Below are 20,452 nucleotides of genomic sequence, written 5' to 3'. Positions count from 1 at the left end.
TGGCTGCGTCGGCCTCACCCCCGCCCCGTCCCCGACGGCGCCGTCCGTCTCCGGGACAGCAAGGGCCCCCGGGCCGTCGTCGCCAAGAGCGCCACCGGCAGCTGAGCGTTCCGGGAGGCGCCTCGCCGCACCCACGCCCGGCCCGCCCGTGAACCTTTCCGGGCCGTGCGGGTAACAGCGGGTGCCAGACTCACCGACCGGACCGCTGGAGGCGCTGTGCCCGGAAGACGACCACCGCCGCCGGGCGGGCCGGACGACGCCGAGCTGATCACCCGGTCCCTCGGTGAGCCGGAGCTCTTCGCCGGGCTGTACGACCGTCACGCGGCGGACATCCACCGGTACACCGCCCGCCGCCTCGGGGAGGGCGCGGCGGACGACATCACCGCCGAGGTGTTCCTCGTCGCGTTCCGCACCCGCGCCCGTTACGACTGTGCCCACCGCCTCGCCCGCCCCTGGCTCTACGGCATCGCCGCCAACCTCATCGGCAAGCACCGGCGCAGCGAGGTCCGCGCCCTCAAGGCACTGGCGCGCACCGGTGAGGACCCCGTCGCCGCGTCATGGAGCGAGCGCTCGGACGACCGGATCGCCGTCCAGGCGCCGCTGGCCGGCGCGCTGGCAGCGCTCTCTCCCGGGGACCGCCACGTACTGCTGCTGATCGCCTGGGCGGACCTGGGCTACCAGGAGGTGGCCGACGCGCTCGGAATACCGCTCGGCACCGTCCGCTCGCGCCTCAGCCGCGCCCGCCACAAGGTCCGCGAGGCACTGCGCACCGACCCCTCGTTCACTTCGGCCCACCAGGAGCTGAATCCGTCATGGACGAAATGACCCGACTGCGCGAACTGCGCGCCGGCGCCCCGGCCCCGGACCGTGCCGCACTCGCTCCCGGACGGCAGCGCCTGACCGACGCCATCGCGGGCGGGCGGCGTGGCCGCAGGCCGTGGGCCGACTGGCGGATCGCCTCGGCCGGCGCGGCCGTGGCCGTCACCGTGGCTGCCCTGCTCGGCGCCCAGCTGCTCGACGCGTCCGACCCGCGCGGCGCGGGCCCGGCCACGGTGGCGGGCGATCTCGACCTCTCCGGTCCCGCCCGGACCCTGGGCCGGGCGGCCGACTTCCTGGAGGGGCTGACACCTCCGCCGGAACCGCGCGACGACCAGTGGATCTACACCCAGGGGGCCGTGGGCCAGCTGTTGCTGAAGACAGGGGATGACCGCGCGGTCGAGGTGCGGCGGGAGCCGGCCTCCTGGACCCCGTACGGCAGCGGAGCGGCGGAGAAGGACAAGTCGGACGACGACCTGTCGGCCCGCGAGACGTACCGGGTCGCCAACGCCCTGCCCGAGGATCCCGCGGCCCTGCTGGCGAAGGTCCGTGAACGCTATCCCTCCGGACCCGGCGCCCCCGAGAGCGAGGCCGCTCAGACGTTCCGGGGGCTGAACGTGCTCGTCGAGTCCTACCCGCTCGCCCCGGACGCCCTCGCCCGCATCTACCGGGCCATGGCCACGGTCCCCGGTGTCGAGATCACCGACCACCTCGTCGAGGACGCGGCCGGCCGTCAGGTCATCGCCGTCACCCGGGAGGAGGAGGGCACCCACCAGCGCCGCGAGATCCTGCTGTCCCCGTACGACTACAGCTACGCGGGCATGCGCTTCGTGGTCACGGAGGACCACGAGATGGATCTGCCCGCGGGCACCGAGGGCCTCGACCGGGAGCTGTTCGCCGGTGACGTCACCCTCACCGAGGTCCGCACCGCCGCAGCCGTCGTCGACGCCGAGGGCGACAAGCCCTGAGCCGCGCGGCCCTGGTCCCTGGTCCTCCCGGCCGGGAGCCGGTGTCCGCCACAGGGGTGCGGACACCGTCCCGGCCGGGACACGGCATCAGCCGGGCCGCACCCACGTGACCGACCCCACCCCCCACTCGGCGAGGTCTCCCGCGACAATGAGTACGTGATCACCTCGCCCGCACGGAGCCCCCGCCGCACCGAGCACGCGCCGACGCCCTACGTCGACCTGACCCGGGCCGAGTGGAGCGCCCTGCGTGACAAGACGCCGCTGCCGCTGACCGCCGAGGAGGTCGAGAAGCTGAGAGGGCTCGGCGACGTCATCGACCTCGACGAGGTCCGGGACGTCTATCTGCCGCTCTCCCGGCTCCTCAACCTCTACGTCCAGGCCACCTCGGGCCTGCGCGGGGCCCTGAACACCTTCCTGGGTGACGCGGGCAACGGCCACGGCGAGCAGCGCGGCACCCCGTTCGTCATAGGGGTCGCCGGCAGTGTCGCCGTCGGCAAGTCCACCAGTGCCCGCATCCTCCAGGCGCTGCTGGCGCGCTGGCCGGAGCACCCCCGGGTGGAGCTGGTGACGACCGACGGGTTCCTGCTGCCGATGAAGGAGCTCCAGTCCCGGGGCCTGATGTCGCGCAAGGGGTTCCCGGAGTCGTACGACCGGCGGGCGCTGACCCGGTTCGTCGCCGACATCAAGGCCGGCAAGGACGAGGTGACGGCGCCCGTCTACTCCCACCTGATCTACGACATCGTGCCCGGCGAACGCCTCACCGTGCGCCGCCCCGACATCCTGATCGTCGAGGGGCTGAACGTGCTCCAGCCCGCGCTGCCCGGCAAGGACGGCAGGACGAGGGTCGGGCTCGCGGACTACTTCGACTTCAGCGTGTACGTCGACGCACGCGCCGAGGACATCGAGAACTGGTACCTCCACCGCTTCCGCAGGCTGCGCGAGACGGCGTTCCAGAACCCGTTCTCGTACTTCCGCAAGTACACGCAGGTCTCCGAGGAGGAGGCGCTGGACTACGCGCGCACCATGTGGCGGACCATCAACCGGCCCAATCTGCTGGAGAACGTGGCGCCCACGCGTGGCCGTGCCACCCTGGTGCTGCGCAAGGGGCCGGACCACAAGGTCCAGCGCCTGTCGCTGCGCAAGCTCTGACTCCGGAAGGGACGCGCCGTGCTGCATCTGCGCCTCATCGTGCCCGCCGACCGCACCGACGAGGTCCTCGGGCTGATCGAGGGGGCCGTGGGCACCGCCCACGTCGCGGTGCTCACGGGCGCGGCGCGCAGCCCCGTGGGCGATGTGGTCCTGTGCGACGTGGCGCGGGAGGCCGGCGACGAACTCATCGAAGCGCTGCGGACGATGGGCATCGACGACTGCGGTTCCATCACCGTCGAGAACATGGACCTCACGCTCTCCAAGCGCGCCGACGAGGCCGAACGCGCGGCTCCCGGCGAGGGCGCGGACGCGGTGCTCTGGGAAGAGCTGAGCGAGGTGACCCACGAGGAGTCCACCTTCAGCGTCACCTACGTCGCGTTCCTCGCCCTGGCGACCATGCTCGCCGCGTGCGGGGTGATGCTCGACAACGCGGTCCTGATCGTGGGCGCGATGGCGGTGGGCCCGGAGTTCGGTCCGCTGGCCGGGATCTCGACGGCGCTGGTGCAGCGCGCGCCCCGGCTGGTGGCCCGGTCGGTGTGGGCACTGGTCGGCGGCTTCGCGGTGGCGATGGTGCTCACGGCGGGCTTCGCCTGGCTGATGGACGCGTTCGGGCTGTTCACCGAGGACATGGTGAAGGCGGAGCGGCCCAACACCGGTTTCATCTGGCACCCCGACTGGATGTCGTTCGTGGTGGCGCTCCTGGCGGGCGTCGCGGGAACGCTCTCGCTGACGTCGGCGAAGTCCGGGGCGCTGATCGGCGTGGCCATCTCGGTGACCACGGTGCCGGCGGCCGCCAACGCCGCCGTCGCCTTCAGCTACCAGGACCTCCAGCAGACCTGGGGCTCCTCGGGACAGCTGCTGGCCAACCTGGCGGGCATCGTCCTCGCCGGCACGCTGACGCTGCTGCTCCAGAAGGCGCTGTGGAGTGGCAGGCGCCGCACGGCCCCGGTACCGAGGTAGTCGACCGGCAGCGTCGCGGGCCCGGAGACTGCCGGACACCGCACAAGCGGGAACGGCCCCGCCGGTGACACGATCCCCCGCATGGACGACGCCAGCGAAGTGTTCCGCCACCCGCTCGGCGGGCGCGCCCTGTGGAGCCTCGTGGCACTCGGGGCGGCCGGGGCCGGTCTGTCGACCGTGCGCGCCGTGAACCGGGGCACCCTCCTGGACGTGTGGGTGGCCGGGGGCCTGCTGCTCGCGCTGCTGAGTCTCGTCCTCCTCCACTCGGCCACCGTCGAGGTCGTCGCGGACGCCCACGGACTGCGCACCCGGACACTGCTGCGCCGCCGGGACATGCCATGGAGCGACATCGCCGACCTGCGGGTCCACATCCGGTCCGGGCGGTACCAGGACATCTACCGCGTCAGCGTGCTCCTGCGCGACGGCCGCGCCCCCCGACTGCCCCTGCCCCTCAGCACATCCTCCGGCGAACGGCCGGAGTTCGACGCCCGGCTCGACGCGCTCCGCGCTCTGCACCGCCGCCACGGAGCTCCGGAGTCGAGCCACGTGCCCGTCCTCTCGCACCGCACCGCCGGACGCGGCTCGCCCGTGGCGAAACTCCTGTGCGTGGCACTGCTCGCGGGCGCCGGCCTGGCCGCGTGGTCCGTGCCGGCCACCGCCTCGCTGAAACAGGCCTGGACGTCGGCCGTCCCCTGCACCGCCGGCACGCCCGCCGCGGAACGCGGCGAGTGCCTGCGCACCCAGGTCGCGGTGATCGAGCGGACGGAGGCCGGCAAGGGCAAGCAGAGCAGCTGGCTGTACTTCGCCGACGACCGGCCGCTGGACCGGCTCGCCGTCACGCGGGAGGGCGCCCGCGGATTCCACCCCGGTGACGAGGTCGGCCTGACCGTCTGGCGGGGCCGGGTGAGGGAGGTCGCCGCAGAACACCACGTGTGGCGCGAGCACTTCACCGGAGCGGGGGACGTGGCCGTCATCGCGGCCGGGTGCGCCCTCGCCGCGGGCTACCCCGGCGCCCTGGTGCTGCTGCGCCGACGCGGGCGCCGGCTGCCGGACGACGAGATCCTGCCCTCGGCCCTGCCGTTCGCGGGCGCGCTCGCCGGTACGGCCGTGTGGCTGCTGCCGCTCTGCTACCTCCACCCCATGGACCCGCTCGGCACTCCCGCGAGGCTGGCATGGACGGCCTCGGGGGCGCTGGCCACCCTGGGCATGCTCGCCTGGGCCTGGCACGCGACCCGCGTCCGTACGCCCGGAGACGCGGCGGAGACCGGGGAAGCGACGGAGACCGGGGAGGACCGGTTCCTGGCCGCCCGCTTCCTCGAGCACACCGACTACAACCCGAACGGCTTCGGCACCCATGTCGTCCTGGGGGACGGGCCGCCCGCGGTGACACCCCACCCCGGCCCGGGCCGGTTCGCGGCGAGACGGATACCGGTGGAACGGCTCACCGTCACGCACGTACGGCGTGCCAGGGGAAGCGACGGCGACACCCTCCACAGGAGCTGGCACATCGCCGAACTCGACGACGCCGGCGAACCGGTCCGGCTCGCGGCCGCCCCGGCCGACCTGACCCTCATCATCCGCGAGCTGGACGCCGAACGGCCCCGGCCGTGAAGCCGGAGCCGTCTGTCGGAGCGGGGTGCGTCGGCCGGGTGCGGACTTCACCACGACCGGCCGGGGGTCCGCAGGCCGGGCGCGGACTCCACCGCGCGCTCGGCCGACGGCCCGTCAGCCGAGCGCGGACTTCACCACGTCGGCCAGCTGCCCCGCCACGGCGCGCGCCTGCTCGATGTCGGCGGCCTCGACCATGACCCGTACGAGCGGCTCGGTGCCGGACTTGCGCAGCAGTACGCGCCCGGTGTCACCCAGGTCGCGCTCGGCCTGCGACACCGCGGCGGCCACCTCGGGCGAGGTGTCCACCCGCGACTTGTCGACGTCGGGCACGTTGATGAGGACCTGCGGGAGGCGCTGCATCACGCCCGCCAGGTCGGCGAGCGTACGACCGGTGGCGGCGACCCGTGCCGCCAGCATCAGCCCGGTCAGCGTGCCGTCACCCGTGGTGGCGTGGTCCAGCACGATGACGTGACCGGACTGCTCACCGCCCAGGGCGAAGCCCTCGGCCTTCATCGACTCCAGGACGTAGCGGTCGCCGACGGCGGTCTGGACGAGCTGGATGCCTTCGCGCTCCATCGCCATCTTGAAGCCGAGGTTCGACATGACCGTACCGACGACGGTGTCCTTGCGCAGGTGACCCGACTCGCGCATGGCGAGGGCGAGCACGGCCAGGATCTGGTCGCCGTCGACCTCCTCGCCGTTCCCGTCCACGGCCAGGCAGCGGTCCGCGTCGCCGTCGTGCGCGATGCCGAGGTCGGCACGGTGCTCGACGACGGCCGCGCGCAGCAGCTCCAGATGGGTGGAACCGCAGCCGTCGTTGATGTTCAGGCCGTCCGGTTCCGCGCCGATGGTGATGATCTCGGCCCCGGCCCGGGCGAACGCCTCGGGCGAGACGCGGGCGGCGGCGCCGTGTGCCTCGTCGAGAACGACCTTCAGGCCGTCGAGCCTGTTCGGGAGCACTCCGATGAGGTGGGCGACGTAACGGTCGAAGCCCTCCGCGTAGTCGGTGACGCGTCCCACGCCCGCACCGGTCGGCCGGGCCCAGGGCTCACCCGTGCGGTGCTGCTCGTAGACCGTCTCGATGCGGTCCTCCAGCTCGTCGGCGAGCTTGTGGCCGCCGCGCGCGAAGAACTTGATGCCGTTGTCGGGCATGGCGTTGTGGCTGGCCGAGAGCATGACACCGATGTCCGCGCCGAGCGCACCGGTGAGGTAGGCCACGGCGGGCGTGGGCAGCACGCCGACGCGCAGCACGTCCACACCGGCGCTGGCCAGGCCCGCCACGACGGCCGCCTCCAGGAACTCTCCGGAGGCGCGGGGGTCGCGGCCCACCACGGCGGTCGGCCGGTGCCCCTCGAAGGTGCCCGCCTCGGCCAGTACGTGCGCCGCCGCGACCGAGAGTCCGAGCGCGAGCTCGGCCGTCAGGTCCGCGTTGGCGACACCGCGCACGCCGTCCGTGCCGAAGAGTCGTCCCACTGGTGTCCTCCGAATGTGCTCCGAAACCGCAAAACCAAAGTACTCAAAACAGGGCAGGGCGAGGCAAGGCACAGCAAAGCAGGGCGCCCGTGATCGCCAGCCCTATAAACATGCAAACGTCTTAAGCCGTTATACGCCCGCGAGGGCCGATAAACGAACGCCCCAGCAGCACGGAGTGTGCCGCCGGGGCGAACGTGTAAAGCAGACGAGCAGGCGGTTTAGCGCTTGCTGTACTGCGGGGCCTTACGGGCCTTCTTGAGACCGGCCTTCTTGCGCTCGACCGCACGGTCGTCGCGGGAGAGGAAGCCGGCCTTCTTCAGCGTGGCGCGGTTGTTGTCCACGTCCGCCTCGTTCAGCGCGCGGGCCACGCCGAGGCGCAGGGCGCCGGCCTGACCGGAGACGCCGCCACCCGAGATGCGGGCGATGACGTCGTAGCGGCCGTCGAGCTCGAGCACCTTGAAGGGCTCGTTGACTTCCTGCTGGTGCACCTTGTTGGGGAAGTAGTCCTCAAGGGTGCGACCGTTGATCTTCCACTTGCCGGTGCCCGGGACGATCCGGACACGGGCGATGGCGTTCTTGCGGCGGCCCAGGCCGGCCGCGGGCTGCGGGTCGCCGAAGCGGCCCGCGAGCGACTCGGAGGTGTACTCACCCTCGACGGGGACCTCCGACTCGAAGGTGGTCACCTCGGCGAAGGTCTCTTCGCCCTCGGTGCCCTCGACGGGCGTCTCAACAGTGGTCTCGGCCACGATTCTCCTCAGATCTTTCTTTACGTCTTAGGGGGGAGGCCGGAACTACTGCGCGACCTGGGTGATCTCGAACGGGACCGGCTGCTGCGCAGCGTGCGGGTGCTGGTCGCCCGCGTAGACCTTGAGCTTCGAGAGCATCTGACGACCCAGGGTGTTCTTGGGGATCATGCCCTTGATGGCCTTCTCGACAGCCTTCTCGGGGTTCTTCGAGAGGAGCTCGTCGTAACGCACGGAACGGAGACCGCCCGGGAAGCCCGAGTGGCGGTACGCCATCTTCTGGGTCTTCTTGTTACCGGAGAGGTGGACCTTCTCGGCGTTGATGATGATGACGAAGTCGCCCATGTCCATGTGGGGGGCGTAGATCGCCTTGTGCTTGCCTCGGAGGAGGTTCGCAGCCGTGGTGGCCAGACGGCCGAGGACGATGTCCTCGGCGTCGATGATGTGCCACTGGCGAGTGACATCGCCGGGCTTGGGGCTGTACGTACGCACTTCGTAGCCTTCGCTTCTTCAGTGGATGAGGTCCAGACACATGGCACCCCTGAAGCGATCATGCAGCTGGGGCTCACAGTGCCGGGGACACTGCCCGTATGCGAGCCACTGGTAACTGCTCCAGAGAACCTACGTATGGGCTGTGCGCGTGAGAACGACGACGCCGATACGTATAACAACCACCGACAGTACCCGGACCGCCCGGGGCGGGTCAAAACGCGCCGGGCCTACCGCTTCCGCTCGACCCTGCGCTCGTCCCAGACCGGCTCCGTGGACTCCCGCACGACGCCGTCCGAACCGAAGACCAGGTACCGGTCGAAGGACTTCGCGAACCAGCGGTCGTGCGTGACGGCCATGACCGTCCCGTCGTACACCTCCAGCCCGTCCTGCAGGGCCTCGGCGGACTCCAGGTCCAGGTTGTCCGTCGGCTCGTCGAGCAGCAGCGCGGTCGTGCCGGCGAGCTCCAGGAGCAGGATCTGGAAGCGCGCCTGCTGCCCGCCGGACAGCCTCTCGAAGGCCTGGTCACCCTGGCGCTCCAGCTCGTAGCGCCGCAGCACCGACATCGCGCCGCCGCGGTCCCTGGCGTGTTCCGTCCACAGGATCTCGACGAGCGTCTTGCCGAGCAGCTCCGGGTGGGCGTGCGTCTGGGCGAAGTGACCGGGGACGACGCGGGCGCCGAGCTTCCACTCACCGGTGTGCGCGACGGGCTCCCCGGCCAGCAGCCGCAGGAAGTGCGACTTCCCCGACCCGTTGGAGCCGAGGACCGCGACCCGCTCCCCGTAGTAGATCTCCAGGTCGAACGGCTTCATCAGCCCCGTCAGCTCCAGACGGGTGCACGTCACCGCCCGCACCCCGGTACGTCCGCCGCGCAGCCGCATCCTGATGTCCTGCTCGCGGGGCGGCTCCGGCGGGGGCCCGGCCTCCTCGAACTTCTTGAAGCGGGTCTGCATCGCGTGGTAGCGGTTCGCCATGTCGGGGCTGTTCGCCGCCTGCTGCCGCATCCGCAGGACGAGCGCCTTCAGCCGGGCGTGCTCCTCCTCCCAGCGCCGCAGGAGTTCCTCGAAGCGCGCGAACCGTTCCTTGCGGGCCTGGTGGTAGGTGGCGAAGCCGCCGCCGTGCACCCAGACGTCCGACCCGGCCGGGCTGGGTTCCACGCTGACGATCTTCTCGGCGGCCCGCGAGAGCAGTTCCCGGTCGTGGGAGACGAAGAGCACCGTCTTGCGGGTCTCCTTGAGCTTCTCCTCCAGCCACCGCTTGCCGGGGACGTCCAGGTAGTTGTCCGGCTCGTCAAGGAGCAGCACCTCGTCCGGGCCCCTGAGCAGCGCCTCCAGGACCAGCCGCTTCTGCTCGCCCCCGCTGAGCGTGCGCACCTCGCGCCACTGCGCCTTCTCGTACGGGACGCCGAGCGCTGCCATCGTGCACATGTCCCACAGCGTCTCGGCCTCGTAGCCCCGGGCCTCCGCCCAGTCGCTCAGCGCCTGCGCGTACGCCATCTGCGCGGCCTCGTCGTCCACGGTGAGGATGCGTTCCTCCGCCACGTCGACGGCCTTCGCCGCCTCCTGGATCCGGGGCTGGGCCACGGACACCAGCAGGTCCCGCACGGTCCGCTCGTCCCGTACGGAGCCGACGAACTGGGCCATCACACCGAGCCCCCCGCTCACCGACACCGAGCCGCCGTGCGGCTGGAGCTCCCCGGCGAGCAGCTTCAGGAGGGTCGTCTTGCCCGCCCCGTTCGCGCCGACCAGCGCGACCACGGCGCCGTCGGCCACCCGGAACGAAGCGTCGCCGAGCAGCACCCGTCCGTCCGGTAGGTAGTACTCCAGGTGGCCCGCTTCAAGATGTCCCATGCACAGCATTGTCACGGCTGGCGAACCGTTGGCCCAACAGGATTACGGTCGGTCTAGGATTCGCCGCATGAGCTTTGGGCAAGGGGGGCCCTCCTGGGGGCCGGGAGAGAGCCGGACTCCGGACTGGGCGGCACTGGCGGACGCGTCCGCCGCACGCGGCAGGCGCAGGAAGTGGCTGATGATCGGCGGGGGCGCTCTGGCCACCGCCGTGGTCGCCGCGATCGTGGCGACGGCGGTCATCACGGCCAACGGGGGCGGGAGCGCCTCCGGACCGGACAAGAGCGCGAGTGAACTGCCGGCCCCCGCCGACCTGCCCTCCGAGACCTCGGCGCCCGGCCCGTCCTTCTCCTCGGTCGCACCGCCGCCGCCGCCGGACCCGAAGGACTACATAGCCGACGAGAAGAAGGACAAGGCCCCGGTCACCGTGGACGCCTTCTTCCCGGGCAGGAAGCTGACCATGGGCGACCGCGTCTACGCCAAGGGCGCCACCGCCCGCGCGGCGGACTGCGCCACGACGACCCAGGGCGCCCTCGGGTCGATCCTCGCGAACAACGGCTGCGACCAGGTCATCCGCGCGACGTACGGCAAGGGCGGCATCGCGGTCACGGTCGGGCTCGCCGTCTTCGGCACCGAGGCGGAGGCCAGGAAGGCCGCCGAGCAGGCCTCCGGCGGCGTCGCCTCCCTCAGCGGGGCGGGCGTCCCCACCTTCTGCCGTGGCGGATCCGTCTGCCGGCGCACCGCCAACTCCTACGGCCGTTACGCCTACTTCACGGTCGGCGGCTACACCAGCGGGAAGAACGTCACCACGGCGGCCGAGGACGTCTACAAGGTGGGCGACGACCTGACCGACTTCACCTTCCGCCAGATCCGCCACCGCGGCGAGGTCCAGGCATCGGCGGCCGCAGGGCTCCCCGTCGGCTGAACGCCCTGCCCCCGCGCCGGCCGCCGCCCCCGCGCACCGGTCCCGCCCCTCCCCTCGACCGAGGACCCGCCGCCGTGCGTCTGACCACCCTCTTCAGCATTCCGCGCGTCCTGCGCCACAGCGACGCGACGGGCGCCGGCCTCCCCCCGGACGACGCCGTGGTCCTCGACGCCCCCGACCCCTCGCTGCGGGTGGCCCTCGCGGCCGCCGCGGCGGGAGACCACGCCCCCGCCGCCGAGCTGCTCGCCACCACCCGTGAGCACGCGCAGTGGGAACGCAGGGACTCCTGCGTCGCGCGCCTCGCGCGGGCCTCCCTGCACCACCCGGGGTGGCTGGACGGCTGGCTGGAGGAGTCCCCGGAGAACCCGGACGCCGTACTGGTCAAGGCCGACCTGTACGTCTGCCAGGCCTGGCAGATCCGGACCGGCGCCCGGGCCGGACAGGTCGAGGACGACCAGTTCCGCGCCTTCCACGCGGTGCTGCGGGACGCGGTGCCGGTGGTCTCGGCCGCCGCCGAGCTCAACCCCGACGACCCGGTCCCGTGGCGGATCGCGCTGACGCAGGCCCGTGGCATCCAGGCCCCCCGGGAGGTCTTCGACACCTATCTGGCCGAGGCGAACGCCCGCGACCCGCACCACGAGGGCTGCCACGTCCAGGCGCTCCAGTACCTCTGCGCCAAGTGGTACGGCTCCCACGAGGAGATGTTCGCCTTCGCGGAGCACGCGGCCGGCCAGGCCCCTCCCGGCTCCCGGCTCCACGCCCTGCCCCTCCAGGCCGTCGTGGAGTACCTCATAGCGGACGGGGACCCTGCCGGCCCCGACCTCTGGACCGCCCGCGCCGAAGCAGCCGTGACCCGCGCGCAGGCCCTCTCGGACTGCTACGCCCCGGGGGACCGCGAGGCCGCCGGCTTCCGCAACCACCTGGCTCTGGTCCTCTGGTCGATGAGCCGCTACGAGGACGCCCTCGCCGCCTTCCGCAGCATCGGCGTACACGCCACGACCTTCCCGTGGACCTACTTCGGCGAGCCCCGCGCCGAGTTCCTGGAGGCCCGCTCCGACACCCGCGTCGAGCTGGCGATGAGGATCCCCTTCTTCCGCCCCTCCCCCGAGCCCCCGGCGACCGGCGCGCCCGACTGGGAGCGGGAGCTGGCCCCCCGGTCGGTCGCCATCGCGTCCGCCGGACCCACCGAGGTCGCCCAGGCCGCTCTGATCTGCGGCCACAGCCTGCGGACGGCCCCGGCCGGCAGCCGTCACACGTACGTCGAGATCGTCCCCGGCCCGGCACGCGCGCGACGGGTGCCCCTGCTCCCCGAGGACCCGCTCACCTCGGCGGCCGACAGCTTCACCACGGCTGAGAGCTGGCCCGCCCTGGTCCTGCGCCGCACCCCGGAGCACAGCGGCTTCACCCTCCTGCACCAGGGCAGGAAGGTGGCGCACCACACGTGGGAGACCGCCGCCCCCGCCACCGACCACGCGGAGGCGACCGCCGTCGCCGCCGCGCTCGCCCGCGTCTACGGACTCGGTGACCCGCGTCCGCTGACCCACATCCTGCGGGCCACCGGCGACCCCGCCCGCCACCAGGGCGAACTCGTCGCCGCCCTGGGCCTCCCGCCCTTGCCCCCGGGGTACGGCGGGGAGCAGGAGATCCTCACGGACCTGCCGGGCGCCCGGGTACTGGCCCGCCGGAGCTTCCTCGCCGGCATGCGGGACACCCTCACCGCGAAGGACGGCGTACACCCGGAATCCCCGGCCCCGTACGAACCGCACCCGGCCCGCTGGTGGGTGCTGCGCACGGCGGCCCTGGTCCTCTTCACCTCGGCGGCCGTCTACGCCTGGTGGACGCCGGACATCGGCTGGTTCCGCTCCACCGTGATGACCCTGCTCGCCGGCCACAGCGTGGCCGCCCCGGCACGCGCGCTGCGCCGCGGACGGGTCAGCAGCACCCCGCCCCCGGCAGCGTCCTGACGTTCCGGGCCTCCGCCGCCCGGTCCGCCAGCAACGCGTCGGCCGGATAGGCCACCTCCTCCAGCGTCAGTCCGTGCGGCCGCACCACGTGCACCCCCGGGTCCCGCACCTTCGCGGCCAGCACCTCCGCCGGCCAGGCGGCCGGCCGGCGCCCGTCCCCGACGAACAGCGCAGCCCCGATCAGCGCGCGCACCATGTTGTGGCAGAACGCGTCCGCCTGCACGGTCGCCGTCAGCACCCCGGAGTCCGCGTCCCGCACCCAGCGCAGCTTCTGCAGCGTGCGGATGGTCGTCGCCCCCTCACGCTTCTTGCAGTAGGCGGCGAAGTCGTGCTCCCCCACCATCAGGGCCGCCGCCTCGTTCATCGCGTCGACGTCCAGCGGCCGGTCGTGCCACAGCACGTGGCCCCGGAGCAGCGGGTCCACACCACCGGGCCGGTCCCCCACCCGGTAGGCGTAGCGCCGCCACAGCGCGGAGAAGCGCGCGTTGAACCCGGCGGGGGCTTCGGCCGCCCGCCAGATCCGCACGTCCAGGGGCAGCCGCCCCGCCAGCCGCCGCAGCAGCTTCTCCTCGTGCTCGGCCCACACCTCGGCCGGCAGGTCGACGTGGGCCACCTGCCCCCGCGCGTGCACCCCGGCGTCGGTGCGCCCGGCGACCGTCAGGGCGTACGTCACCGACGACCGCGTCACGGTGCGCAGCGCGTCCTCGATCTCGCCCTGCACGGTGCGCCTGCCGGTCTGCTTCGCCCAGCCGGAGAAGTCCTTGCCGTCGTAGGAAAGGTCCAGCCGTACCCGTACGAATCCGGGCTCTGCCTCATCACTCACCCGCAGATCCTCTCAAAACCGAACGGGCCCGCACCGCCCCGAAGGGTGATGCGGGCCCGGACCTGGGTCTCAGGACGCTCAGGCGTCCTTGGACTCCTCAGCGGCGGCGTCGGCCGGCTTGGCGTCCTCGACGGTCTCGGCCGGAGCCTCGTCCTTCTTGAGGGCGTCTTCCTTGACGGCGCGCTTGGTCGCGGCCTCGGCCTCACCGGTGGCCTGCTGGGCCACGGTCAGGGCCTCGACCAGCTCGATGACCGCCATCGGGGCGTTGTCGCCACGACGGTTGCCGATCTTGGTGATGCGGGTGTAACCACCGGGGCGGTTCTCGTACCGCGGGGCGATCTCGGTGAAGAGCGTGTGCACGATGCTCTTGTCCGTGATCGACTGCAGCACCAGGCGACGGTTGTGGATGTCGCCCTTCTTGGCCTTGGTGATGAAACGCTCGGCGACCGGACGCAGGCGGCGGGCCTTGGCCTCGGTCGTGGTGATGCGGCCGTGCTCGAACAGCGACTTCGCGAGGTTGATGAGAAGAAGCTTCTCGTGCGCAGCGCTGCCGCCCAGACGGGCACCCTTGGCGGGCTGAGGCATGGTTTTTCTCCTTGTGTGCTGCACCGGCCGTATCAGGTACCGGTGTCAGTTCCCGCGAGGCGGCCGCCCCGCGGAAGTCATGCGGCCGGACCCGGCACGGGAACGCCCCTCACGGGGCGCCCCCGGCCGGGCAGCGGCTCAGTACTGCTCGGTCTCCACGAATCCGGCGTCCGCGTCGTCGTCGGCGCCGAAGGCGTCGGCGGCGGCCGTCGGGTCGAATCCGGGCGGGCTGTCCTTGAGCGCCAGGCCCATGCCGGCCAGCTTCGCCTTGACCTCGTCGATCGACTTGGCGCCGAAGTTGCGGATGTCGAGCAGGTCCGCCTCGGAGCGGGCGACGAGCTCACCCACGGAGTGGATGCCCTCACGCTTGAGGCAGTTGTACGAACGGACCGTGAGCTCGAGCTCCTCGATCGGCAGGGCCAGATCGGCGGCGAGCGCGGCGTCCGTCGGGGACGGGCCCATGTCGATGCCCTCGGCGTCGATGTTGAGCTCGCGCGCCAGACCGAACAGCTCGACCAGGGTCTTACCGGCCGACGCCATGGCGTCACGGGGACGCATGGCCTGCTTGGTCTCGACGTCGACGATCAGCTTGTCGAAGTCGGTGCGCTGCTCGACACGGGTCGCCTCGACCTTGTACGTGACCTTGAGCACCGGCGAGTAGATGGAGTCGACCGGGATACGGCCGATCTCCTGGCCGACCTGCTTGTTCTGCACGGCGGAGACGTAGCCGCGACCGCGCTCGACGGTCAGCTCCATCTCCAGCTTGCCCTTGCCGTTCAGCGTGGCCAGGACGAGGTCCGGGTTGTGGACCTCGACACCGGCCGGCGGGGCGATGTCAGCAGCGGTGACCAGGCCGGGACCCTGCTTGCGCAGGTACATCACGACCGGCTCGTCGTGCTCCGAGGAGACGACCAGCTGCTTGATGTTGAGGATGAGGTCGGTGACGTCCTCCTTGACGCCCGGCACGGTGGTGAACTCGTGCAGGACACCGTCGATCCGGATGCTGGTGACGGCGGCACCGGGGATCGAGGAGAGGAGGGTACGGCGCAGGGAGTTACCGAGCGTGTAACCGAAGCCCGGCTCCAGCGGCTCGATCACGAACCGGGAGCGGAACTCGTCGACGACCTCTTCGGTCAGCGACGGACGCTGAGCGATAAGCATGGTGTGGTCCTTCAGTCGTGGGCACCCACTATTTGATGCCCGACAGATGAGACAAGGGTACGGGCGGCACGCCCCCGAAGGGGCATACCGCCCGGACCCGCGCTACTGACGCACGGCCGTCACCGGCCGTGGCGGATCAGACGCGGCGACGCTTCGGCGGACGGCAGCCGTTGTGCGGCGTCGGGGTGACGTCCTGGATCGAACCGACCTCGAGGCCCGTGGCCTGGAGGGAACGGATCGCGGTCTCGCGGCCGGAGCCGGGACCCTTGACGAAGACGTCGACCTTGCGCATGCCGTGCTCCTGCGCGCGGCGGGCGGCCGACTCGGCGGCCATCTGCGCGGCGAAGGGGGTGGACTTGCGCGAGCCCTTGAAGCCGACGTGGCCGGCGGAGGCCCAGGAGATCACGTTGCCCGAGGGGTCCGTGATCGAGACGATGGTGTTGTTGAACGTGCTCTTGATGTGCGCGTGGCCGTGAGCGACGTTCTTCTTTTCCTTGCGACGCACCTTCTTGGCTGCGCCCTGACGACCCTTGGGGGGCATGTCTTGACTCCAGATGGAGAGGGGAGGTGATCGGTCCTACAGCGAAGACCGCTGGTTTCCGCGAACGTCCGGTGGGCCGGACACCCGCAGTGCGTCCGCTGAGGACTACTTCTTGCCGGGCTTCTTCTTACCGGCGATGGCGCGACGCGGGCCCTTACGGGTACGCGCGTTCGTGCTGGTGCGCTGACCGTGGACCGGCAGACCGCGACGGTGCCGGATGCCCTGGTAGCAGCCGATCTCGATCTTGCGGCGGATGTCGCCCTGGATCTCGCGGCGAAGGTCACCCTCGGTGCGGAGGTTGGCGTCCACGTACTCGCGGATCTTGACCAGGTCCTCTTCGGCCAGGTCACGAACGCGGGTGTTCGGGTTCACGCCGGTGGTGGCGAGGATCTCCTTGGACCGGGTGCGCCCGATGCCGAAGACGTAGGTGAGGGCAACCTCCACGCGCTTTTCGCGCGGGATGTCAACACCTGAAACGCGTGCCATTCAATGGCTCCAGTTGTTATGTCGGGGGTCTTCCGCAGTGCCACTCCCGGACGCCGACCTCGTCCGCTCGGGAAGAGGTGGTACGCCCGGGTCCCCGGCCCCCGCCGGAGGTGTCGTCAGCCGAAGCCTGGACGGGCTCTGCGTATGTACGTTTACGTGCGTCGCGCGAAAAGCTGCGAGATGCAGGTGGTCGTGCGTCAGCCCTGGCGCTGCTTGTGGCGCAGGTTGTCGCAGATGACCATGACCCGGCCGTGACGGCGGATCACCTTGCACTTGTCGCAGATCTTCTTGACGCTCGGCTTGACCTTCATGGGATGTCAGGTTCTCCGGGTCAGTGCCCCTCACCACGCCGAAGCGTGATGGCGGCAAGATCTACTTGTACCGGTAGACGATCCGGCCACGCGTCAGGTCGTACGGAGACAGCTCCACGACGACCCGGTCATCCGGGAGGATGCGGATGTAGTGCATCCGCATCTTGCCGCTGATGTGCGCGAGGACTTTGTGACCGTTCTGGAGTTCCACCTTGAACATGGCGTTCGGGAGGGACTCGATCACGGTGCCCTCAATTTCGATGGCACCTTGCTTCTTGGCCACGCTTCGCCTTTCGAATCGGCTACCTTGATCGACTCCCGTCGCCGCATGAAGACACACGGATGCACGAGAGCCGACGAGTCAGTCTACGTCAGCGGACTCCAAAAGACGAATCCGTCAAGTTTGCCCACTTACTCTGATCCTTAGACACGGATCAGCCGGGCGGTCCTGCGCCGGGCCGGCGTACCGGCCCGGGCCGGCTCCCCCACGCGGCCCCCAGGGGCCGGCACGGGCGTCCGGCGGCGGGGCTCCTCAGCCCAGCGGGTCCGGCGCCGCCTCGACGCCGTACTGGGCGAGCTTCGCCCGGCCGCAGTCCGGAGAGGTCAGGACCAGCGGTCCCTGCTCCGTGAGGGCGATCGAGTGCTCCCAGTGCGAGGACCAGGTGCCGTCGGTCGTGAGCACCGTCCACTCGTCGGACAGGACCTTGGTCTGTGCCGTGCCCAGCGAGACCATGGGCTCGATGGCCAGGCAGACGCCGGGGACCAGCTTGATCCCCTTGCCACGCTTGCGCGAGACGTAGTTCAGCAGGTGCGGGTCCATGTGCATCTCGGTGCCGATGCCGTGGCCGCCGTAGTCCTCGATGATCCCGTACTTGCCGGTGGCCGGGCGGGGCTGGCGGCGGATGTAGGACTCGATGGCCTTGGAGATGTCCACGAGCCGGTTGTTCACCTTCATCGCCGCGATGCCGGCCCACATCGACTCCTCGGTCACCCGGGAGAGCTCCACGACCTCGGGCGCGTGACCGGTGCCGACGAAGGCGGTGTACGCCGCGTCTCCGTGCCACCCGTCGACGATCGCCCCGGCGTCGATGGAGATGATGTCGCCGTCCTTGAGGACCGTCTTCTCGTCCGGGATGCCGTGCACCACGACCTCGTTGACCGAGGTGCAGATGGTCGCGGGGAATCCGCCGTAGCCCAGGAAGTTCGACTTCGCGCCGTGGTCGGCGATCACCTTGCGGGCGACCTCGTCCAGGTCCTTCGTGGTGGCGCCGGGGACTGCCGCCTCGCGCGTGGCGGCGTGAATGGCAGCGACCACGAGGCCCGCCTCGCGCATCTTCGCGATCTGCTCGGGGGTCTTGATCTGCACCATTGCTGGGCGCCTTTCTGCCTGCGGAGGGAACGGTCGACGGCCGTACTCCACGATACGGCGCAAACAGTCGGCCGCGGCGCCCGAGGGCGCCGCGGCCGGCTGCGGTGGAACGGAGGGCTCAGCCCTCGTCGGACTTCTTGAGGGCCTCCATGGCCCGCTCGGTCACCTCGGTGACCTTGCCGAGCGCGGAGATCGTCACGACCAGGCCCTGGGACCGGTAGTAGTCGATGATCGGCTCGGTCTGCGTGTGGTAGACCTCGAGGCGGGTACGGACCGTCTCCTCGGTGTCGTCGTCCCGCTGGTACAGCTCGCCGCCGCAGGCGTCGCAGACGCCCGCGGTCTCCGGCGGGTTGTACGTCACGTGGAAGACGTGCGCGCTGTCGTTACGGCAGATGCGGCGGCCGGCGATGCGCTTGACCACCTCGTCCTCGGGGACCTCCAGATCGAGGACCGCGTCCAGCTCGACGCCCTTGACGCGGAGCATCTCGTCGAGCGCGACGGCCTGGCCCACGTTGCGCGGGAAGCCGTCCAGCAGGAAGCCGTTCTCGGCGTCCGCCTGCGACATGCGGTCCTCGGCCATGGCGTTGGTGACTTCGTCCGGCACCAGCTGTCCCGCGTCCATGAAGGAGCGGGCCTGCTTGCCAAGGTCGGTGCCCTGGCTGATGTTGGCGCGGAAGAGGTCGCCCGTGGAGATGTGCGGAATCGAAAGATTCTTGGCAAGGAACGCAGCCTGCGTTCCCTTGCCGGCACCGGGCGGCCCGACGAGGACGATTCGCATCAGCGGAGGAACCCTTCGTAATTGCGCTGCTGGAGCTGACTCTCGATCTGCTTCACGGTCTCCAGACCCACACCCACGATGATCAGGATGCTCGTCCCGCCGAACGGGAAGTTCTGGTTAGCGCCACCGAAGCCTGCCAACGCCATCGTCGGCACCAGAGCGATCAGACCCAGGTACAGCGAGCCCGGCCAAGTGATCCGGTTGAGCACGTAGCTCAGATACTCGGCAGTAGGTCGACCTGCCCGGATACCCGGGATGAAGCCACCATACTTCTTCATGTTGTCGGCGACTTCCTCGGGGTTGAACGAGATCGCCACATAGAAGAATGCGAAGAACACGATCAACAGGAAGTACGTCGCGATGTAGTACGGGTGGTCGCCCTTGACGAAGTGGTCCTGAATCCAGGTCGCCCAGCCCGCGGTGGAGTTGGAGAACTGAACGATTAGAGCAGGGATGTAGAGCAGCGAAGAAGCGAAGATGACGGGAATCACACCCGCCTGGTTCACCTTCAGCGGGATGTATGTGGACGTACCGCCGTAGGACCGGCGCCCGATCATCCGCTTCGCGTACTGCACGGGCACCCGGCGCTGGGCCTGCTCGACGAAGACGACGAGGCCGACCATCACGAAGCCGATGAGGATGACCGTGATGAACTCGATCCAGCCGTCGGCGAGCTTGCCGCTCTGCTTGATGGCCCACAGGGCGCCCGGGAAGCTGGCCGCGATCGAGATGAACATCAGGATCGACATGCCGTTCCCGATGCCGCGGTCGGTGATGAGCTCACCGAGCCACATGACGGCGGCGGTTCCCGCGGTCATGGTGATCACCATGACGATCGTCGTGAAGATCGACTGGTTCGGGACGATCTGGTCGGCGACGGGGCAGCCGCTGAACAGCGCGCCGCTGCGGGCGGTCGCCACCAGTCCGGTGCCCTGGAGGATGGCGAGCGCGACGGTCAGATAACGCGTGTACTGCGTGATCTTGGCCGTGCCCGACTGCCCCTCCTTCTTGAGGGCTTCGAGGCGGGGGATGACGACGGTCAGCAGCTGGAGAATGATGCTGGCCGTGATGTACGGCATGATTCCGAGCGCGAAGATCGTGATCTGCAGCAGTGCACCACCGCTGAACATGTTCACCAGACCGAACAGGCTGTTGTTGCCCTTGCTGGCCTGATCAACACAAATCTGGACGTTCTCGTAGCTCACCCCCGGTACGGGAATGTGCGCCCCGAGACGGTAGAGCACGATGATGCCGAGCGTGAAGAGCAGCTTCTTGCGCAGGTCGGGCGTCTTGAACGCCCGGGCGAACGCGGTGAGCACGGTGCCTCCTGCGACCCCCGCGCAAAAGCGTGAGGTGACGGTCTTGAGGATCGACGGTTACGTAACAGCCAAAGGACCCCGGGCGCTTGCCCAGGACTTACCACAGCAACAATGCACGCCACCTTACCGGCGGA

The 20,452-nt window shown here is 70.5% G+C and carries 21 protein-coding genes; 7 read left to right on the top strand and 14 right to left on the bottom strand.

Annotated features, from left to right (window positions below; genetic code table 11):
* Positions 1–216: 216 nt before the first annotated feature.
* From ACHFIV_RS02330 to ACHFIV_RS02310, 5 genes are all read left to right on the top strand, one after another.
* Positions 217–825, top strand: a complete 609-nt coding sequence (locus ACHFIV_RS02330; RefSeq protein WP_398962686.1) for an RNA polymerase sigma factor — start codon at positions 217–219, stop codon at positions 823–825.
* A complete protein-coding gene (locus tag ACHFIV_RS02325; RefSeq protein ID WP_398962683.1) occupies positions 813–1,784 on the top strand; it encodes a CU044_5270 family protein in 972 nt (323 codons plus the stop codon). The genes ACHFIV_RS02330 and ACHFIV_RS02325 overlap by 13 nt, the downstream gene beginning before the upstream one ends.
* 156 nt (positions 1,785–1,940) lie before the next feature.
* Entirely contained in the window at positions 1,941–2,933 is a 993-nt protein-coding gene (gene coaA / locus ACHFIV_RS02320; RefSeq protein ID WP_398962679.1) for a type I pantothenate kinase, read from the top strand.
* An 18-nt stretch (positions 2,934–2,951) separates the two neighbouring features.
* Positions 2,952–3,893, top strand: a complete 942-nt coding sequence (locus ACHFIV_RS02315) for a DUF389 domain-containing protein (protein WP_398962676.1) — start codon at positions 2,952–2,954, stop codon at positions 3,891–3,893.
* 81 nt (positions 3,894–3,974) lie between these two features.
* The gene (locus ACHFIV_RS02310; protein ID WP_398962673.1) at positions 3,975–5,504 is read left to right on the top strand and encodes a PH domain-containing protein; all 1,530 of its coding nucleotides are present in this window, start codon (positions 3,975–3,977) and stop codon (positions 5,502–5,504) included.
* Between the two features lie 114 nt (positions 5,505–5,618).
* Here the strand turns inward: ACHFIV_RS02310 and glmM are convergent, their stop codons facing one another.
* The 4 genes from glmM to ACHFIV_RS02290 all read right to left on the bottom strand — a co-directional run bounded on the left by glmM (position 5,619) and on the right by ACHFIV_RS02290 (position 10,059).
* Positions 5,619–6,977: a phosphoglucosamine mutase gene (gene glmM, locus ACHFIV_RS02305; RefSeq protein ID WP_398962670.1), complete on the bottom strand. Its 1,359-nt coding sequence runs from the start codon at positions 6,975–6,977 to the stop codon at positions 5,619–5,621.
* 218 nt (positions 6,978–7,195) lie between these two features.
* On the bottom strand, positions 7,196–7,723 hold the full coding sequence (gene rpsI, locus ACHFIV_RS02300; protein WP_014154572.1) for a 30S ribosomal protein S9: 528 nt from the start codon (positions 7,721–7,723) through the stop codon (positions 7,196–7,198).
* Positions 7,724–7,768: 45 nt separating this feature from the next.
* Complete coding sequence (gene rplM, locus ACHFIV_RS02295; RefSeq protein WP_030914195.1) at positions 7,769–8,212, bottom strand: 50S ribosomal protein L13; 444 nt, start codon at positions 8,210–8,212, stop codon at positions 7,769–7,771.
* 227 nt (positions 8,213–8,439) lie between these two features.
* A complete protein-coding gene (locus ACHFIV_RS02290; protein ID WP_398962667.1) occupies positions 8,440–10,059 on the bottom strand; it encodes an ABC-F family ATP-binding cassette domain-containing protein in 1,620 nt (539 codons plus the stop codon).
* Positions 10,060–10,126: 67 nt separating this feature from the next.
* On the opposite strand from ACHFIV_RS02290, the gene ACHFIV_RS02285 reads away from it, so the two are divergent.
* Both ACHFIV_RS02285 and ACHFIV_RS02280 read left to right on the top strand, forming a co-directional pair.
* Positions 10,127–10,981, top strand: a complete 855-nt coding sequence (locus tag ACHFIV_RS02285; protein WP_398962664.1) for a hypothetical protein — start codon at positions 10,127–10,129, stop codon at positions 10,979–10,981.
* Between the two features lie 74 nt (positions 10,982–11,055).
* Complete coding sequence (locus tag ACHFIV_RS02280; RefSeq protein WP_398962661.1) at positions 11,056–12,945, top strand: hypothetical protein; 1,890 nt, start codon at positions 11,056–11,058, stop codon at positions 12,943–12,945.
* Here ACHFIV_RS02280 and truA read toward each other — a convergent pair.
* The 10 genes from truA to secY form a co-directional block, all read right to left on the bottom strand.
* Positions 12,914–13,768: a tRNA pseudouridine(38-40) synthase TruA gene (gene truA / locus ACHFIV_RS02275; protein WP_398962658.1), complete on the bottom strand. Its 855-nt coding sequence runs from the start codon at positions 13,766–13,768 to the stop codon at positions 12,914–12,916. The genes ACHFIV_RS02280 and truA overlap by 32 nt on opposite strands.
* Before the next feature lie 78 nt (positions 13,769–13,846).
* Positions 13,847–14,353 (bottom strand): 50S ribosomal protein L17, encoded by a 507-nt coding sequence (rplQ, locus tag ACHFIV_RS02270; RefSeq protein WP_014154578.1) that lies wholly within the window; start codon positions 14,351–14,353, stop codon positions 13,847–13,849.
* 138 nt (positions 14,354–14,491) lie between these two features.
* Complete coding sequence (locus tag ACHFIV_RS02265) at positions 14,492–15,514, bottom strand: DNA-directed RNA polymerase subunit alpha (protein WP_003966937.1); 1,023 nt, start codon at positions 15,512–15,514, stop codon at positions 14,492–14,494.
* Between the two features lie 136 nt (positions 15,515–15,650).
* Positions 15,651–16,055, bottom strand: coding sequence for a 30S ribosomal protein S11 (gene rpsK / locus ACHFIV_RS02260; protein WP_003956432.1), 405 nt, complete (start codon positions 16,053–16,055; stop codon positions 15,651–15,653).
* A gap of 105 nt (positions 16,056–16,160) precedes the next feature.
* Positions 16,161–16,541 carry a 30S ribosomal protein S13 gene (gene rpsM, locus ACHFIV_RS02255; protein WP_014047799.1) on the bottom strand — a complete coding sequence of 127 codons (381 nt, stop codon included), beginning with the start codon at positions 16,539–16,541 and terminating at the stop codon, positions 16,161–16,163.
* 197 nt (positions 16,542–16,738) lie between these two features.
* On the bottom strand, positions 16,739–16,852 hold the full coding sequence (rpmJ, locus tag ACHFIV_RS02250; protein ID WP_003956441.1) for a 50S ribosomal protein L36: 114 nt from the start codon (positions 16,850–16,852) through the stop codon (positions 16,739–16,741).
* Between the two features lie 61 nt (positions 16,853–16,913).
* Positions 16,914–17,135 (bottom strand): translation initiation factor IF-1, encoded by a 222-nt coding sequence (gene infA / locus ACHFIV_RS02245; RefSeq protein ID WP_003956442.1) that lies wholly within the window; start codon positions 17,133–17,135, stop codon positions 16,914–16,916.
* Positions 17,136–17,384: 249 nt separating this feature from the next.
* Entirely contained in the window at positions 17,385–18,221 is an 837-nt protein-coding gene (gene map / locus ACHFIV_RS02240; RefSeq protein ID WP_398962655.1) for a type I methionyl aminopeptidase, read from the bottom strand.
* A gap of 118 nt (positions 18,222–18,339) precedes the next feature.
* The gene (locus ACHFIV_RS02235) at positions 18,340–18,999 is read right to left on the bottom strand and encodes an adenylate kinase (protein ID WP_398962652.1); all 660 of its coding nucleotides are present in this window, start codon (positions 18,997–18,999) and stop codon (positions 18,340–18,342) included.
* On the bottom strand, positions 18,999–20,318 hold the full coding sequence (gene secY, locus ACHFIV_RS02230; protein ID WP_145804043.1) for a preprotein translocase subunit SecY: 1,320 nt from the start codon (positions 20,316–20,318) through the stop codon (positions 18,999–19,001). The genes ACHFIV_RS02235 and secY overlap by 1 nt, the downstream gene beginning before the upstream one ends.
* Positions 20,319–20,452: the final 134 nt, after the last annotated feature.

The organism is Streptomyces sp. ALB3 (assembly GCF_044385685.1).
Lineage (GTDB): Bacteria > Actinomycetota > Actinomycetes > Streptomycetales > Streptomycetaceae > Streptomyces.
This window is presented reverse-complemented; position numbering and strand designations above follow the sequence as displayed.